18 protein-coding genes and 1 pseudogene are annotated in these 15,957 nt (G+C 56.9%); 8 read left to right on the top strand and 11 right to left on the bottom strand.

Annotated elements, in window-relative coordinates:
* Positions 1–796: 796 nt before the first annotated feature.
* From blaOXA to VB780_RS13795, 8 genes are all read right to left on the bottom strand, one after another.
* On the bottom strand, positions 797–1,612 hold the full coding sequence (gene blaOXA, locus VB780_RS13830; RefSeq protein WP_323351746.1) for a class D beta-lactamase: 816 nt from the start codon (positions 1,610–1,612) through the stop codon (positions 797–799).
* A gap of 127 nt (positions 1,613–1,739) precedes the next feature.
* A complete protein-coding gene (locus tag VB780_RS13825; protein ID WP_323351745.1) occupies positions 1,740–2,867 on the bottom strand; it encodes a peptidoglycan DD-metalloendopeptidase family protein in 1,128 nt (375 codons plus the stop codon).
* Positions 2,851–3,273, bottom strand: coding sequence for a hypothetical protein (locus tag VB780_RS13820; RefSeq protein WP_323351744.1), 423 nt, complete (start codon positions 3,271–3,273; stop codon positions 2,851–2,853). Before VB780_RS13820 ends, VB780_RS13825 begins: the two co-directional genes overlap by 17 nt.
* Before the next feature lie 2 nt (positions 3,274–3,275).
* Positions 3,276–3,824 carry a hypothetical protein gene (locus tag VB780_RS13815; RefSeq protein WP_323351743.1) on the bottom strand — a complete coding sequence of 183 codons (549 nt, stop codon included), beginning with the start codon at positions 3,822–3,824 and terminating at the stop codon, positions 3,276–3,278.
* Positions 3,824–5,092: a hypothetical protein gene (locus VB780_RS13810; RefSeq protein WP_323351742.1), complete on the bottom strand. Its 1,269-nt coding sequence runs from the start codon at positions 5,090–5,092 to the stop codon at positions 3,824–3,826. The genes VB780_RS13815 and VB780_RS13810 overlap by 1 nt, the downstream gene beginning before the upstream one ends.
* Positions 5,076–5,738: a hypothetical protein gene (locus tag VB780_RS13805; protein WP_323351741.1), complete on the bottom strand. Its 663-nt coding sequence runs from the start codon at positions 5,736–5,738 to the stop codon at positions 5,076–5,078. The genes VB780_RS13810 and VB780_RS13805 overlap by 17 nt, the downstream gene beginning before the upstream one ends.
* Before the next feature lie 63 nt (positions 5,739–5,801).
* Positions 5,802–6,320, bottom strand: a complete 519-nt coding sequence (locus VB780_RS13800) for a hypothetical protein (protein ID WP_323351740.1) — start codon at positions 6,318–6,320, stop codon at positions 5,802–5,804.
* 113 nt (positions 6,321–6,433) lie between these two features.
* Positions 6,434–6,640, bottom strand: a complete 207-nt coding sequence (locus VB780_RS13795; RefSeq protein ID WP_323351739.1) for a hypothetical protein — start codon at positions 6,638–6,640, stop codon at positions 6,434–6,436.
* Here VB780_RS13795 and VB780_RS31430 point away from each other — a divergent pair.
* The 8 genes from VB780_RS31430 (at position 6,582) to VB780_RS13760 (ending at position 13,448) form a co-directional block, all read left to right on the top strand.
* Complete coding sequence (locus tag VB780_RS31430) at positions 6,582–6,710, top strand: hypothetical protein (RefSeq protein WP_416349234.1); 129 nt, start codon at positions 6,582–6,584, stop codon at positions 6,708–6,710. The genes VB780_RS13795 and VB780_RS31430 overlap by 59 nt on opposite strands.
* Positions 6,711–7,127 (top strand): hypothetical protein, encoded by a 417-nt coding sequence (locus VB780_RS13790; protein WP_323351738.1) that lies wholly within the window; start codon positions 6,711–6,713, stop codon positions 7,125–7,127.
* 49 nt (positions 7,128–7,176) lie between these two features.
* A complete protein-coding gene (locus VB780_RS13785) occupies positions 7,177–7,308 on the top strand; it encodes a hypothetical protein (protein WP_323351737.1) in 132 nt (43 codons plus the stop codon).
* Positions 7,309–7,629: 321 nt separating this feature from the next.
* Positions 7,630–8,199, top strand: coding sequence for a hypothetical protein (locus tag VB780_RS13780; RefSeq protein WP_323351736.1), 570 nt, complete (start codon positions 7,630–7,632; stop codon positions 8,197–8,199).
* Positions 8,200–8,545: 346 nt separating this feature from the next.
* Positions 8,546–10,249: a hypothetical protein gene (locus VB780_RS13775; RefSeq protein WP_323351735.1), complete on the top strand. Its 1,704-nt coding sequence runs from the start codon at positions 8,546–8,548 to the stop codon at positions 10,247–10,249.
* A gap of 22 nt (positions 10,250–10,271) precedes the next feature.
* Positions 10,272–11,066 carry a hypothetical protein gene (locus VB780_RS13770; RefSeq protein WP_323351734.1) on the top strand — a complete coding sequence of 265 codons (795 nt, stop codon included), beginning with the start codon at positions 10,272–10,274 and terminating at the stop codon, positions 11,064–11,066.
* A gap of 154 nt (positions 11,067–11,220) precedes the next feature.
* Positions 11,221–11,901 carry a toll/interleukin-1 receptor domain-containing protein gene (locus VB780_RS13765; RefSeq protein ID WP_323351747.1) on the top strand — a complete coding sequence of 227 codons (681 nt, stop codon included), beginning with the start codon at positions 11,221–11,223 and terminating at the stop codon, positions 11,899–11,901.
* Positions 11,895–13,448 carry a tetratricopeptide repeat protein gene (locus tag VB780_RS13760; RefSeq protein WP_323351733.1) on the top strand — a complete coding sequence of 518 codons (1,554 nt, stop codon included), beginning with the start codon at positions 11,895–11,897 and terminating at the stop codon, positions 13,446–13,448. The genes VB780_RS13765 and VB780_RS13760 overlap by 7 nt, the downstream gene beginning before the upstream one ends.
* Before the next feature lie 19 nt (positions 13,449–13,467).
* Here VB780_RS13760 and VB780_RS13755 read toward each other — a convergent pair whose 3' ends face one another.
* From VB780_RS13755 to VB780_RS13745, 3 genes and pseudogenes are all read right to left on the bottom strand, one after another.
* Positions 13,468–14,484: a ParB/RepB/Spo0J family partition protein gene (locus VB780_RS13755; RefSeq protein ID WP_323351732.1), complete on the bottom strand. Its 1,017-nt coding sequence runs from the start codon at positions 14,482–14,484 to the stop codon at positions 13,468–13,470.
* A 17-nt stretch (positions 14,485–14,501) separates the two neighbouring features.
* On the bottom strand, positions 14,502–15,140 hold the full coding sequence (locus VB780_RS13750) for an AAA family ATPase (RefSeq protein ID WP_323351731.1): 639 nt from the start codon (positions 15,138–15,140) through the stop codon (positions 14,502–14,504).
* 704 nt (positions 15,141–15,844) lie between these two features.
* Positions 15,845–15,957 (bottom strand): annotated as a pseudogene (locus tag VB780_RS13745) (IS1 family transposase); the annotation flags it as partial.

Genomic DNA, 15,957 nt, shown 5'->3' with positions numbered 1-15,957 from the left:
GCTACCGACTGCGTGCGGTAGATACACAACTTGGTCTAGCCCCTACAGGCACCGCTGGCCTGTGGGGGTTTTGTTTTGGGTCGGTTTGACGCCAGTTACCGCCACTCATCGCTATTTACCGCTTTCCCCCGCCATGGCTCTCTGACTCTGACTCCCTGGGCGGCATGGGGCGGCATGGGGCGACACCGAGCGTCAAACGGCGCAGCAGCCCCTAGCGGTGAGGGTGGCTACGCCCTAAGAGGGCTACGCTCCCGAACCGTACAGACATTACGCCATCCCTGGCGGGGTGAAATGCCCGTAAACTCCACCCACCAAGCGTTTTAACGATTTTCGGAGGCAGGGTGATCGCAATAGACCCTCTCCCACTGCCCCACCGGCCAAGGCCTCTTTGATGGGTTGTGAGGGGCAGATGGCGGCGGCAAAAACTAACAAAAGGCCCCCAGCGAGCGCCAGGGGCAGAGGTGAAATTCCATTTACGCTAAAAAGCTTACCTCTGCTACTGCCCCCACCGACAAGGGCACCCTAGATAGGCAGCGGGCAGGAGTCCTGAATCGTCAATGCTTCCTGAGAACTAACCCCCACCGGTACCGCTGGCCGTGGGGGTTTTGTTTAGGGCAACTTAGGCAGATTGCAATGTGGGCTTACTTGGCCCTAAGGCTGAAGTTTTTCCGAGTCGAACCTCGATTCCCGCAGCATCTGGTCAAAGTCCCCAAAGTTGTCGTCCTCTTTATTACTCATCAGCTCCAGCTAACAGAAGAAGACAAAGGCTGCTTCCTAGTGATGTCTGGTGTTGGGACTACAAAAGGTTCAGGGTGTTCAAGCAGCGGCGGGTGAGTTCCAGTCGGGCTGGGCCGTCGCTGTTCTGGCGCATATCGATATTGGTGGCAAACAGATAGGCGTTGTCGCCCTGCTCTACATAACCGACGTACCAGCCAATTTGGGGTTGATCGGTCTCGCCAAAGCCAGCCCAACCGGTCTTGGCACGCAAGGTATAGTCAGGGGTGCGCTCGACGATCATGATGTCTTTTACCATAGCGATCGCCGCCTCAGAAAAAGGCAGCTCGTTACGATATAGGCGCTGTAAAAACTCAATCTGCTGCTGGGGCGTAGTGCGCAGATCACCCTCCAGCCAAAAGCTGTCGATCTCACTGGGGCTACCGATGGTTTGGTTGCCGTAGCCCGCTGTACTGACCCACTGCTGCATGCGCTCATGGCCGATGCGCCGGGCCAGCACCTGGTAAAACCAAACACCAGATAGGTCAAAGGCTCGGCGCAAGTTCAAGTCTTGGTTCCATGCGGGGACTATGCGCTCCATGCCGTCCCAGGTGAGCACAGCAACATCGTTGGCAATCACTCCGGTTTCGAGGGCAATCAGCGAGTTGAGAATTTTGAACGTAGAGGCGGGGAGAAAGGGCTGGCGGTTGCGATCGCGATTGTGCTCGTAAGTCACATTCTGGTTCACGTCGTGGATGATGATGGCACCCTCTACCCCGAGATCTTGAAAATGCTGAGCAAAATGAGCATCTACGCGTTCTGTTTGCTCAGCAACTTGGGGCGCGATCGGGGTTTGGCCGACCTCAGCTACAGCAGGCTGAATAGGGAGAACTAGCAAACTACCAGCCGCTAAGCCACACAACCATTGCAAGGTAACGTCCATAGTTATCCATCTCTTGTTGCCTTCAGTGGGAGAAATTCTACAGGGTTGTCAGGGTCATTGCTCAACTCAGTAACCGATCAGCCTACTTCTCCAGATTCTGCTGCCGGAGCCGGTGAAACTTCTCCGCCGCACTGTCGGCATAGCTCTTAATCGACTCATAGCCCGCCTGGGGACGCGTATCGTGGGCCAGCTCAGGATCACCCGAGTACCACTCCGCCGCCACCCGCTTCACCGCCGTATTCATATCGTGGCCCGCTTGAATCTGACGCTGGAGAGCACTCTCCAGCTTGGCCCCCACGATCTGCTGCTGAATCTCAGGGTTCTGCAAAAACTCCTGGGGCGACACATCGCGGCCCAGCACATCGTAATCCCAGCCACAGTTGCTCTTAGGTTTGCCGTCCCAGGAACAGTTGAGATTCTGCGGCATCACCTGCCCCAGGCCCAGCGCTCCGGTGTCAGGGTTGACGGCGGTATGATCTCCACCCGACTCCTTGGCAACAATCGCCCGGTAGAGCGCAATCGTATCCCCCAGCCGCTCATTGGGCTTGCGACCATTCAGCGCCCAGATTAGATAGCCCTTCTGTGGAGCCTGGGCCACGCCGCCTTGTAGCTGCTCCCAGTGCAGGTGAGCGCCCGTGCTGCCGCCCGTGTTACCTGTCTTGGCCACCACCGCCCCGGCCCGGTGCTCACCCCCCTTGCAGTGGGACAGATGCGCTGCCCTAAAGGTGATCTCAGGAAACGCCGAACTGGTCATATCCGCCACGGTGCCGTAGCCCTTGGGGTCGCTCCAGCAGCGCACCGACACCCGATCGCCCGCGTAGCCGATCGCATGAATCGACACTCCCTCGGGCGTTGGCAGGTCAATGCCCGAATGCATCCGCATCTCCTGGTGGATGGGGTGCATCCGCAGGCCAAAGCCCGAGTTGACGGTGTAGCCCGCAATCACATCGCCCTTGCTGATCAGGGCTTTAAAGTCATCGTCATAGAACCCAGCCACCGCCTCAGCCACGGCGCTCGCCTTGCGGAACCGAGCGCCCCAAGTTTCGTTGGTCTCCTGATCGACCATGACCCAGACTGAGGCGGCGATCGCCCCCACGCAGCCCAGCTTGAGCACCAGCTCGCCCGCCTGCATCGCCGTACCGATGACGTAGCGCCAGGTGGGCGGCAGCTCCGACCAGTGGGGCTTGATATGTTTAACGGTTGAGTTCACTGTGGGTCACCTCCCCATCCGTCACTGTCACATCGAGGGCCAAGCCATTGTCTAAGGCCCAGCGATAGACCCCGTTACCCAGGGCGCAAGCAGGTTGTCCCAACCACTCCAGGGCCACAGACTCCGACTCCCCCACCAGCGCCTTGCGCAGCTCCGCCTTGGTAGCATCGAGGGTAACCGGGTCAGGAGCCACCGCTACGCAGGCTTGCAGGCGGGCATCGTTACCCTGCACCCTGGTCACCAGCTGCCACGCCGCAGGCTGGTGGGTGTTGACCCAAGACCTCACCCCATAGACCGGGTTGTAGAACTGCCCCCGGCCCGGCTGCTTCAGGTCTAAAAACGCGGCCCCGACGAACAACGCCGCCAGGGCCAGCAGATACCGGGTTCTGATTCGCCAGAACAGCATCGCTACTCCCCGACCTTCACAGCGCGAGTGTAAGGACGCGTCTCAATCGGCTGCCCCACCCGTTCTTCCCCGGTCAAGACCTTGTGGGCGCTACCCGCGATGCTCTGCGTCGGCACCACCAACATGGCCCCGAAGTTAGTCCCCGCCACCACCGGATTCCAGATGTCGCCCCCAGCTTTGACCGCTGAACCCTGTAGGACATTCAGCCCCGCTGAGAGCACAAACAGCCCACCCCACACGCTGATGAAGGCTCCACCCATCGTCTGTAACGGGTGGTTCCGTAGGCAGCTGAGGCCGCTGCGAATCACTGGGAAAATGCTCCAGGGGTCGGTGGTGGGAGTGATGACAAAAATGGGCTTGCGCTTGCCGCTGGTGGCATCGAACCAGCCGCCATCTTGCACATTCGAGCGCATGGCATTGCGTGGCGCGAGCTGGACACCGCTGCCCCGACCTGGAGATGACAGCTGAGGCGTGATGTCGATGATTTGCCCGTCGATGATCTCAGGGCCGTTGTTGCCGTTGGCGAGTTGATTGTTCTTGGAGTTAGCCATTAGGAATTTTCCTCAATGATGGATTTGATACGGTCAAACAAGTCACAGCCCTCCTGGTACTTATGCCCCTGGTAGCCCAGCACCTCCTTGATCACCTTCGAGCGGGACATCCCCTGGGCCAGGGCGTTAGTTACGGCGATGATCAGGGGCAGATCTGGCCCCTGGGAGGCCTTTTGAAACTCGGTTCGGTTTGTAACCGATTCGGCTGTATCCATTGATGTGCTGTGGTTACCGCGAGTTACGCCACCGGTTATCGAGGCCGAACTTAGTTCGGGCACTTCATAGGCCACCATCGGCAGCCATTCTTTGATTTCTGAGTGATAAAAGACCGCCTGCTTCGGCGAGAACGATCGCTCAAAAATCACCTCATCCTCAATCGGCGGAATGCTGGTGTCAGACTTTCGTAGGCTCTCTAGATGGCTCTGGCTGCTGGGCGTCTGGATGGTGAGCAGGTCAAACGTCGCTCTCATGCCACCGCTGACCCCGATATCGCCCACCAGTGACGACTGAGTTATGGCCCACAGGGCGCGATCATCCGTCTCCCCCGACGACAGCTCCATCGTGAGCTGCGACTTAAGGAACCCGTCGTACCAGGTCTTGAAAGCCGTCTTCATCATCGCCAGCTCGTCGATGATCAGCACCTTGGGCCGCTGAGGCAACTGCCGCCAGGCAAAGATAAACCGCTGCATCTGCTCGCAGATGTCGTCGATGTCTTCCTTACTCTCCAACGAGTCAGCCATGAAGCCGAGCACATTGTCGGCCTGCTCCCAATAGCCGTGCTCCTTGGGGTGGTATTTGGGCTGAATCACCCACACCACCGCGCCCTGCTTAACCTGAGCCTGCCGGTAGGCGTGGGCCACCGTCAGCCCCTTGCCGACCCGAGGGTTAGCCGAGATCAAGGTAGGCCGCATGCGGGCAGCGAGAATAGCGGCAGGGTTACCCACCCGAAAGGACTCGGTCGCCCCAGCGAAAGGCACCTGCCCATTCCAGCCCTGTGGCTCGGGTTGAATCGGGGGGCCAGCAATGGCGACTTTGGGCTGCTCTCCCCCCAACGCCCAGGCCATCCCACAACCGACGGATACCAGCCCAAACACCAGCGCCGCAGGCAGATAGGGATAGGTTTTCTCATAGCGAATCTGAGCCCCATTGGCGAAGGCCTCTAGGTCAGCAGGAGTGAGATTGCTGGCAGGCCGTTGCAGGCCACAGAACAGCCCCAAGGCAGCTGCCCCAATGGAGCCATAGAGCAGAGGGTTAGTCTCTAACTTCATGGGCCTGCACCTCTTCAGACAAAGAGTGTTGCCGGTCGTGGTACTGCACCAGGTTTTCAATCGCCACCACGGCCAGGTTGGTCGGCGGGTCTTGGGGCAGCGCCGCCAGCGACCGAGCCACCTCCACCGCCTCGACTCTGAAGAGTGCCGCCTGAGCCTGTCGCCAATCGCGATCGCCCTTGGCGGCATCTAACATCACCTGGGCATCGCGCTGGTAGCGGTTGAGCGGGCAAATGAGCTGCTGCTGGTAGCAGGGGTCAGTGGGCTTTAGGACGTCCTGTTCCGCCTGCTGGCGGTAGCGATAGGCCTCATTGTTGAGCACCGACCGACCGACATCGGCCAACACCAAACGGCTGTCTTCGTAGTTGCCCGAGAGCCGGTCTTGGGCCGCCGCCAACACGTTCTCGTAGTTAGGGGCGGGCAGTTCGCTCTGATAGGTGCCCTCGTCCCCGGTGCGGCCAGACTGAGCAAAGGCGAAGGCAATGCCAGAGAGGGCGGCCACCGCAATGCCACCGGCTGCCCAGTAACGGCGGTTTTGCCACCAGGGAACGGGAGTTAGGTAGATGTTTTGGATAGGCGATGCACCGCCAACGACCTCGCGACGGTATTCGAGGGGGACGGCAGGGGGAGTGAATTTAGCTTCCATGGCGTTATAACCAGAGTTACGGCGTTAACAGGATAAAAACGGCGGTTAACAGGGCTAAACCCCCTAACCAGCAGCAGCGGTATTGGGCGTATCTGCCACGACGCCCAACTCCTTTCCCACCGTTTGTTGCAGTTGCGCGTGGGTGGACAAAGCGGAGTTCATTTCGGTAACCGCCATCTCGTGGCCCAGCTGGCGACCCGATTCAGCCGCCATGCCTAGCAGAGCGTTCCTAAAACTGGCCTGGTTGCCCTTAAACGCCCCCAGCGCCTGGGTGAGCTGCTGCTGTTGCAGATGGCGACTTAACTCGCTGTTGATGCCCCGAGTTGCTAGCGGCGGGGGCGTGTAGACCGATAAACCATTGCCCAACACCTCAACGTGTTGCGCAGGGGGTGCGGGCGGTTCTGACGGAATAAACAGGGTTTGAGCGATGCTGTCCTGTTCAGCCGGACTCAGCAGCGTGGGCAACCCCTTGCCCTGAGGCGTTCCTGAGATACCCAGAGCGGTCATCTTGCGCCCGATTTCGGTGTGGGAGACCCCACAGACCTCGGCAAACTTGCGAATCGATAGTGGTTGACGTTCCACGTCGTTACACCTCTTGTTACAGCTCGAAACTTCGGCAAATCAATGCTTTGGGCGGTTTAGTGGAACCCGGTTGTTCCGGTTGCGTTCCACGGATAGTTACAGTATTAGCATATCTAAAGCGTATTGAGATATGCTTTGAAGCAGGCTTGCAGCGCATAGCTGCTTTTGAGGTGATCTGGAGTAGTATTGAGGCGTATTTTCATGACTGAACTGATGCCCAGGCGGATCACAATCACACTGCCGGACACTGTTGCTGGCGATTTGCAGCGCTGGGCCGATGCAAGGGGACAGGCAATAGCTACAGCGGCGGCGATCGCCATTGAACTATCAATGCGAACTGCAAAAGAGCAGGGCGAAATTCCCCCTAGTCAACCAGTTGAGGGTAAGTAGATGACCTACAGTAGCGATCGCCTAGACCGTATGGAGGCTTTGCTGGCTTCCACTATTGAGGGGCTATCTCGAACTGAGAAAATCGTAGAGTCCAATGCCCGCGCCATTGAAGCCTGGGGCGATCGCATTGAGGACGGTATTGCTGAGGCTGAAGAGGTCAGCAGCTCCATGGCGGCCAATACCAACCGGCGCATGGAAGAGGCTATTACTGACACGGTGCAGATGATTGCCAACCTGGGGCAACAGCAACAGGAAACCGATCAGCGGTTTGAGGTGTTCTTAGCCGAAGCCAGGGCCGACCGCGCAGAGATGCGGGCAGCCCGTGAGGCTAATTCAACAGAGCACCGGGCATTCACCCAAAACATTCAGGTGCTGCTAGCTGAGATTGCCCGGCTGTGGCAACGGGTAGCAGGGTAATCTCAAGCAGTTTGGACCCCCTAGATAAAGCAAAAATGGACTCTACCCCATGCCAGACCCCAACACTTACACCCCCGACTGGCGAGTCGATGTTGAACCCGAGCAGGCCGACGACTACGACAGCAGCGATGCCGACAGCAGCGACGATACCGACCAGATCGACGACAGCGAGAGCGAATAGGCTGCCGATTCAGCTTGAGCTACCGCTCATTACCGAGCAGGGCAAGCTGACCCAGAAACATAAGCCGTGCGACCTGGCTATAGCCTCCCTAAGCTGGTCAAAGCTGGCCCCAGAGCAGCAGCTAGAGGTGCAGCGTTTCATTCTGCCTGGCCTTGATGCTGATCTGTGCCGGTGCCCCAGATGCACAAGCCGCGATGGTGGGCAGGATGGCATTTGGTGGTTTAACCAGCAGATGCGTGATTGGGTACGGAGCCGCAAGATTCCCTACTGCTTCACTGGTGACAGTGGGGTGGGCGACGTTGCGATCGAGGGTGAAGGCGCATGAACACCACTGGCGACAAAGCCAAACGTGCCACGGTTGCGATCGGCCCACTGTCGGTCGATGGGTTTCAGGTAACTGATGGCTCATATCGAATGAGCCAAGCCGGGGCTGCAAAGGCAATCAACGAATCCCCAGTTTACGCATCACGTTTTCTAACCTCAAGGGACTCTAAAGCCTCGCTCGGCCAGGCTTTTACGGATTACACTCCCGAGCAAATCGAAGTTGAGCCTTCCCCAGGAGATCGCGGTCAAACTCGAATCAACGCTCTCCCATTGGAGGTGGTGTCAGCCTATTGGCTGTATCGGACGTTCAAGGGCAACAAGGCAGCATTCAACCTGACCTGGGCCTTGCTGCAAGAATCTCTAGAACGCCGCTTTGATGCAGCCTTTGCTGTGGAGCATAGCGAGAGCGATCGCAATGCCCTGCTCACCCAACGGCTCCAGGCAGATTTATCCGTATTGGGCGAGGCCTACGCAGAACCCGATGAACTGCGTGAAGTGGCCCAACTGGAACAGCAACTCCACGACGCTGGTCTAGAGCCCTGGCAACTACCGCAAACCGAGCGGTAACTACAGTCTTTTGTTGCACGTTAGGAGGCCGATACCAACCCCAAAACCCCGATGAAATCAAATATCTAGAGTCGGCTTGCCCGGTTTAGACACCTGTACTATGATCCGGCAATGATTGACGCCCCACTGGGCTGACCACCTAGTGATCGCGTGAATCAGTGTTAAGCGTCCTGACCAGACCCTTAATACGCAAAAAGAACCGGCAGCAAATGCCACCGGCTCTTTAAAAAGCGAAAACCCGAGAGGACCAGTTCCCGAGTCGCGCCTAAAATGATATGCGGCTATGGTAACACCGGATCTCTCTCGGGGCAATACCCATTGCTCTTTTTAGGAGAGAGAGGCCCCCATGACCGCATCCATAGGATGGGGCGAGGAGTCGCGTAGAACTCCCCGTTCCGAACCCCTCCCCGCTGATCCCACCGGCCAGCGGCTGTGTGAAATCTTTGGCCACTACCCCTGGAACTTCATCCGCGCCGACCTGCCGGATGACGCCGCTATCAAAGCCGCTTGGGTGACCGTTACCACCTACCCCCTGCGGCCCCGCGTCCTCTGGAACCAGTGGCAAGACGCCAACCAGCTGATCGGCGTCCGCTTCACCCACGACACCCGCTACGCCCTGCTCGACCTCGACGCTGGCGGCGACTACTGCACCCCCGAAGGCGTCGCTCAGATTCGAGCCGCCCTAGAGACCATTGGCATTACCCGCACCTTGCTGATTCGCTCTAGCTGGAGTGGTGGCCTGCACCTCTACCTCCCCTTTGCAGAGCTGGTCAACACCTTTAACCTGGCCGTCACCCTCAAAGAATGCCTCACGGCCCAAGGGTTTCGGCTCCAGGCGGGGCAGCTCGAAATCTTTCCCAACGTCAAAGCCTACGGCGTTCAGACCTTCATCGAATACATGGGCCACCGGCTGCCCCTCCAGCCCGGCAGCGGCTCCTGCCTGCTCGACGATGCCCTCAACCCCATTGGCAGCAGCCTAGCCCGGTTCTTCTGGCTCTGGGATGGCGCAGCTGGCCACCAAGACATGGAGGCCTTGCGCCATGCGATGAAAATTGGCCGTGACAACCACCGCAAGCGACCCAAGCGCCGCAGCCACCCCGTCGAAAGCTGGCGACACGACCTCGATATTGAAATTACCGAAGGCTGGACCGCCTACGGCCAGACCAACCACCTGCTGAAAACCATCGCCTGCTATGGCCGCGTCTTCGAGGGCCTCGAAGGCCAAGCTCTGAGTGACTACACCCTGCGAATCGCCCTCAACTGTCCTGGCTACGAGCAGTACTGCCGCCACCAGCACGACATCGAGCGCAAAGTCACCGCCTGGGTCAGAGCCGTCGAAGGCTACTACTGGCCCCTGGGTACCACCCCCACCCGCGACACTAGCCAGCCCAAAAACAACCTGGTGCCCTTCAACCAGCAGCTGTCTGAAGATGCCCAGCACCGCATCTATATTGCCTATACCGAGCTAGAGCAGGCCGGAGAGCTGCCTGAGCAGATCACGGCCCGCGCCAAGGCGATCGCCCAAGCGGCCAAGGTCAGCCAGCAGACCCTCTACAAGCACCTCAGCCTCTGGCACCCTACACATCAAGAGGGTGTAATAGCCCAGCTAACAAGCCTTCTAGTCCCTGAAGAGGTAAATTCTGAAGCCTTACCCAAAACGCCAGAGCCCTTGGAAATCAAGGAATTACACCCCTCGGAGGAATATATGAAGGGTGAGGCGCTCCGCGCCGGTGATTTGGGGTCGGATAAAACTTCTTTTTCTCCGGAAAGGGGGGTGCGGGGGGATGAGCCTGCTTTTCCACAGGAAACAGAGTCAACCACTTACGACTTAGCTCTGCACGAGCAGATTCAAGACCAGATCAGGAGCCTGGGTTGGTCTGGGGAGGTGATTGGCCAGTTCATTGCCGACCGCTTTGAGAGCAAGCGCTGGTCTGAGCTGGCGGAAGATGAGCGGCTACTACTGCTCTATCATCTGCGTGTGCTTGATTCTCTCGAAGCCGGAGAGCCTGCTGAGGTGAATAATCAGGATCCCTCACCCACTAACCAATAGTTTCTTATCTAAGAGTGTCGCTATGCCTGAATTTCGCGCCGGTCAAGTTATTCCCCTGCGCTACAAGAGCCGGGAGATCAAAGCTATCATCATTGACCCCAACGGCCTGGGGCCAGACAAACCCTCCATAGGCATGGGCTTTCGAGGGATGGATCGCCACATTGGAGTACCCCAAACAACCCTCTCTCAGAGGGTGATTCGAATTGAGGGGGTTGAGTGCCTACAGCTCCCTTCTGGCAATGCTTTCAGGGTGATTCGAATTGAGGCGGAAGACGGCAACGACTACCTACTCTTGGAGGCATCTGACTGGGCCACCCTCGCTCAAGATTGGGCTAAAAATCCAGGGCGATTAAAGAAACCAGCCCGCGATGGATTGATCGACTTCCTCGCTTGGTTCGCAGCTGAAGGTATCTACGCTCAGGCTTACACCATGCTGAAGCGGGTCTACACGCGGGAGGACAGCCAGCGAGTTCAGAACTGGCTCATGTCACGGGAGTCGGGCAAGCCTGCTCGGGCCGAGTGGAGCTGGGAGGTGCAGGAAAAAGACTCACGGGGACGCTACGGTTTCTGGACAAACTATGTTTACCGGGGGCTGTTCGGTATGGATGCCACCCAGATGAAAGAGGTTTGGGAAAACCCCGTCCGTGGAGACAGCCGCATTGCCCGGAACTACGTTCCTGAGTCGGTGGGCCTGGAGGCGATCTCCTACTGCGAGAAAATGGTGGGTCTACTCGACCTCGACGACATCGAGCAGGCCCACGACGAAGCAATCCGGCTCACTCAAATCAAGTTTGCCAAGCATTTTCCGATGGCATGAGTTATGAAGGGGGTTGCGATAGTTAACGGTTGGGCTCAGATTGCAACTGCCTCTGATGGTGGGTCATGGCTAGCGCCTGTGCTATGGAGAGGATGTGGTGACCAAAGACTTTTTCATTAGCTACAACAAAGCCGACGCCACCTGAGCCGAGTGGATCGCCTGGGTGCTGGAGGAGCATGGCAAAACTGTCGTCATCCAAGCCTGGGACTTTCGCCCCGGTGGCAACTTTGTTTTGGATATACAGAGCGCAACTCAAGACTGCGATCGCACCATTGCCGTTCTCTCCGAAGACTACCTCAACGCCGTCTACACCCAGCCTGAATGGGCTGCCGCTTGGAATCAAGACCCTGCCGCTAGCGATCGCAAACTGCTGCCCGTTCGCGTTGCCCCCTGCAAACCAACGGGGTTGCTAGCCTCCATAGCCTATGTGGATCTGGTGGGTAAGTCTGAGGCAGAGGCCGAAACCCTTCTGTTAGCAGCCCTCAAGGAACGGGGGAAACCCACTACCCGCCCCGGCTTTCCTCAGTCTGCCCCCACTCAAGAACGGATTCCATCGGGTACTGTCGCCTTCCCCCAAGACCTACCTGAGCAGACCGCTCAATCTATCAACAGCAGCACAGCGCTACGTCTCGCGCTCTTTCAAAACTTAGCCAGCCTCCCCGGTCCTCAGTTTGAGCAGGTACTATTTGCCCTTAGCCCACCCCCTGGCAACGTTGCTTCGGCCCAGGCCCCCCAGGGCAACCGCGTCAAAGACCTGCTCGATTGGGCCACCAGCATTGGTCCCGGCCTAAGCGAAGTAAACGCTGTTTATGATCAAATCATCCGCCCTTGCTAGCCTCTTCGGAATCAACCGGTACCCCACCGGAGAGGCTAGCCCAGGTGCCGGAGCCAGCTCAACCGCTGCCTTACCCCCGCAACCCCTTCTTCACAGGTAGAGAAGACCAGCTAGAAGCTATCCATACGGCCCTTACTAGCCGAGGCCGGGCCGCCCTATCCGGGCTGGGGGGCATTGGCAAAACTCAAACCGCTCTGGAATATGTCTACCGCCACCAGCGCGAGTATGAGCAGGTGTTTTGGGTCAGGGCCGAGCAGGAAACTGAGCTGATCAGCGGCTATGTAGCTTTGGCAAAGGCTCTAGAAATCCCTGGACATCAGCAAGAGGATCAGCAGGCGAACGTCGCCCTGATGAAACAGTGGCTGGCCGCCCATGACGGCTGGCTGCTGGTGCTCGACAATGCCGATGATCTGCGCCAGCTGCGGCCCTACCTGTCCACCACCAACGGCCACATTTTGCTAACCACCCGCGCCCAGGCCCTGGGCGATCTGGCCGAGAAGGTCGAAGTCACCCGCATGGATGCCGACGAAGGAGCCCTACTGCTGCTGCGCCGAGGCCAGGTGATTGCCGATGACGCCGCCATGGCCGACGCCTCAGACCCTGACCAGGCCCTGGCCCATGCTCTCACTACCGAAATGGACGGCCTACCCCTGGCCCTTGACCAGGCTGGAGCCTACATTGAAGAACAGGTGCTGAGCCTGAATGAATACCTGGAGCTATTTCGCACCGAAAAGGCTGAACTGCTGCAGGAACGGGGCCAACTCGACCCCGACCACCCTAGCGTTACTGTGACCTTTACCCTGGCCTTTGAGAAGGTGGCCGCTACCAGTGCTACCTCCGCCGACCTGGTACGGGCCTGCGCTTTTCTCGCTCCCGATGCTATCCCTGAAGAAATTTTTAGGGAAGGGGCCACCGCCTTTGGAGAGCCCTTAAATACCCTGGCCGAGAGCAAATTAGCCCTGACCAAAGCCATTGCAGAGGTCGCCCGGTTCTCGTTGATTAGCCGCAACCCCCAGGCCAAAACTTTGACCATTCACCGCCTGGTGCAGGAGGTGCTGAGGGCGGCCATGGATGACAACAGCCAGCGGCAGTGGGCAGAGCAGATCGTCAATGCCGTAACGGAGGTCTTTCCCAATGCTGAGTTTGAAAATTGGGTGCAGTGTGATCGCCTGATTGCCCAGGCCCAGGCCACTATCCACCTGATCGCTGATTACGGTTTCTCATCAGAAACTGTTGCCTTATTGCTAAATCGCACCGCCTATTACTACGACTCCCAGGGGCGCTACGGGGAGGCTGAACCCCTCTACCTGGAGGCCCTGGCGATGCGTAAGCATCTGTTGGGCGAGGCCCATCCCACTGTCGCCAGTAGTTTGTTCGATTTCGGAACCCTACGCTACAACCAGGGCCACTACAGCGAAGCTCTAGCCCTACTGATGCAAGCTCAACCCATTTACCTCGCTACCCTCGGCCCCAACCACCCCAACACTCGGGCGCTGCAAAGCTGGATTGATGGCATCCAAGCCGCCTTAGACAGCCAGGCCGAGTAAAACGCTCGACTCCACACCGCTAATCGCCCAACTGCTCTAGAATACGCTGCATTTCGACCTCTAGCTTTTCCATGCGCTTTTTAAGGTCAGCATCTTGCTCTAGCTGATTCCATGCCTTTTTAGACCGCAGCTTTTGATAGGTTGAGTGGATTCTCTCTCTTAACGGCAAATCTTCAGGTTTATCCTTGGCTTGAACTTTGACTTCCCGAATATGCTCCTTAAGAGCCGCCTTAGTAAGATCTTCCTTTATGGCCGATTCAAGCGTCCTTTCTTGCAGATCCTCTGGCAGTCGAGCAATTAACTGAGCCTTAGAGAACTCAATATTCCCCTGCCTGACCGCATCCAACAAGACCGGAGGCAGGTTCAATAGCGGCAATCGGTTTGATACAAATGTATCAAGCGCAATACTAAATGCTGTCAAGACATCTTCCACCTGAGTGATAAGTCCAGACTTATCATCATCAAGAGTGTCGCGTTGACGTGCATTCTTTAGCTGTATTAGAAGGCCAGGAATGTCTTCTCTGGGCTGCCCCAACTTTAGCTCCATCAGTCCAATGAGGTTATCCGTCTCCTCAATAGGATTAAGGTCTTCCCTCATCAGGTTAGCCACCAGGGCTATTTCGAGGGCCTCATCATCCGAAAACTCCCGGACAACACAGGGAACAGTATCAAGTTGAAGATTAACAGCACAACGCCAGCGCCGCTCTCCTGAAACAATCTGAAGTCCACCTTCAGCCTTCCGAATCAGCAGGGGCTCTTGTATGCCCTTGTGCCGAATGGAGGTTTCTAGCCGCTCCATCCCCGCTGGATTGAAATATTTCCGGGGCTGTCCTAAGCCATTGGCGATAGAAAGGGGTTGGAGCTGGTCAGGAGCGATTTGCTGAATTCCCTCAACAGCATGACTCGTCATCTTGAGCTGCTGAATTTCAGATCTAAGCTGCTGAAGCTCAGCGTCCAGGGAGCGGGTATTATCAGCACCATTAGGAGAACCGGCGATGAAATCGTCAACACTCTTTGGCTTGCGGCGAACAACCATTGAATAACCTGCCTTAACTACGTGAATAGGGCTGTATAAAGTGAGGAGATTTCAGCTATAGCTTTTTTATCCTTCGGGCGGTACTCAACGACTCCCAAACCCATACCGCCAGCATTGCGAAAGGCTTTTCGGTTGCCAAGTGGCGTATCGAGATGCTGTAATCCCTCAATCTCTAGGGCGATGTTGGCTGCTTCTTCATTGTCTTGACCAACATGGTCTGCCCGATTGAGAACTGTGTAGACAGCGAGATTATCATTAAATGCTTTAGCTTCTTCTACCAACTCAGCCACTGTCTCAAGAGTCCAGACGTCAAAGGAACCTGGTAGAAACGGTACAAGTAATCGTTGAGCAATCGACATTGCGGCTCTCTGGCCAGCCGTGTCCCGCCCACCCACATCAATCACGATATCGTCATACTTTTCTGCCATCCGCACGACCTCACTACGAACCGCAGATCCATGTAGTTTGATAGCGGTATAACCAGCTCCTGTCTCAAGCGTTTCGTTACGAATAGCGGTAAAGTCCGATGCAGTGGACTGATCATCTGCATCGACCAAGAGAATGTCACGGCCTTCGATAGAGCGCATCACAGCCATGTTGACTGCCAGGGTGGTCTTACCTACGCCCCCCTTCACACCCCCAAATGCAATAATCATAGGTAGCTCTTAAAGTTTTAGTACTGTAGCGTAGCCTTGCCAAAATTCTAGTGGCAAATCTGCTGGCCACAGCATTGATCTTTCTGTAATTGCTCAACTAGGTTGACAAACCTGAAACCTATTAGCAGCAAGGGTTTTAGGAACTGAACAGATCCACCTAATTAGAAGCGATCAACGAAAGAATGAGGGTTTCAGGCATTTTTGCGTTCAAATTCTCAACAAGACAGCTTATTGAAAAGCACCTAAAAGCCCACCAAATAAAGGGTTTCAGGAATGAGTGGGCAGTTGAGCAATTACACCAATTTTTCCGCAGCTGCCCAGAGACAGGTAGCGCCCTCCAGGCCGCCGAGGCCCAGGCCCGTCAGCAGCGGCTGAACTTTTGGAGCCAACCTAACCCCGTCATGACCTGGGACTTTCGCCGGAGTAATAGATCTAGCTGAGACTTGGGTGGTGGTGCGATCACATCCTCCCTCCCCACCTTGGGCAACCTAACTCCAAGGTCAATTCACCCTGATAGAGTCCCACCGAGATTGGTAGCCACGGTGGGGCTTTTTTTGCGGCAATAAAAAGCCCGCCGGGGAACCGGCGGGGGTGTGGGTGTAGTTTGCTCGGAGCAAAAACTTGGGCTGACCGGCAGGGCGATCGCCAGCAAATAATGAGAGCATCCCTCCCACATCTAGACAGATTATCCGGCGTTGCTGAATTCAGGTATGAATTGACTTTGGAATGGGCACGTCACCGAACTTGAGGTAGTGAAGTAGCAAACGAACAGAGTGCTTCAGCATGTCTACGGACTTGGAATAGCACAGAGTCTTCC

The organism is Leptolyngbya sp. CCNP1308, from assembly GCF_034932455.1.
GTDB lineage: Bacteria > Cyanobacteriota > Cyanobacteriia > Phormidesmidales > Phormidesmidaceae > Nodosilinea.
The sequence above is the reverse complement of the archived record's forward strand: the minus strand, read 5'-3'. Positions and strand labels throughout refer to the sequence as shown.

Excerpts from the sequence above, each read along its gene's own strand:
- VB780_RS13785 (WP_323351737.1), top strand. The coding sequence starts at position 7,177 with ATGCCAGACCCCAACACTTACACCCCCGACTGGCGAGTCGATGTTGAA.
- VB780_RS13780 (WP_323351736.1), top strand. The coding sequence starts at position 7,630 with ATGAACACCACTGGCGACAAAGCCAAACGTGCCACGGTTGCGATCGGC.
- VB780_RS13795 (WP_323351739.1), bottom strand. The coding sequence starts at position 6,640 with ATGGCGATCGCCGCCGCTGTAGCTATTGCCTGTCCCCTTGCATCGGCC.
- VB780_RS13815 (WP_323351743.1), bottom strand. The coding sequence starts at position 3,824 with ATGGCTAACTCCAAGAACAATCAACTCGCCAACGGCAACAACGGCCCT.
- VB780_RS13775 (WP_323351735.1), top strand. The coding sequence starts at position 8,546 with ATGACCGCATCCATAGGATGGGGCGAGGAGTCGCGTAGAACTCCCCGT.
- VB780_RS13750 (WP_323351731.1), bottom strand. The coding sequence starts at position 15,140 with ATGATTATTGCATTTGGGGGTGTGAAGGGGGGCGTAGGTAAGACCACC.
- VB780_RS13820 (WP_323351744.1), bottom strand. The coding sequence starts at position 3,273 with ATGCTGTTCTGGCGAATCAGAACCCGGTATCTGCTGGCCCTGGCGGCG.
- VB780_RS13770 (WP_323351734.1), top strand. The coding sequence starts at position 10,272 with ATGCCTGAATTTCGCGCCGGTCAAGTTATTCCCCTGCGCTACAAGAGC.
- VB780_RS13805 (WP_323351741.1), bottom strand. The coding sequence starts at position 5,738 with ATGGAAGCTAAATTCACTCCCCCTGCCGTCCCCCTCGAATACCGTCGC.
- VB780_RS13810 (WP_323351742.1), bottom strand. The coding sequence starts at position 5,092 with ATGAAGTTAGAGACTAACCCTCTGCTCTATGGCTCCATTGGGGCAGCT.
- VB780_RS13755 (WP_323351732.1), bottom strand. The coding sequence starts at position 14,484 with ATGGTTGTTCGCCGCAAGCCAAAGAGTGTTGACGATTTCATCGCCGGT.
- VB780_RS13790 (WP_323351738.1), top strand. The coding sequence starts at position 6,711 with ATGACCTACAGTAGCGATCGCCTAGACCGTATGGAGGCTTTGCTGGCT.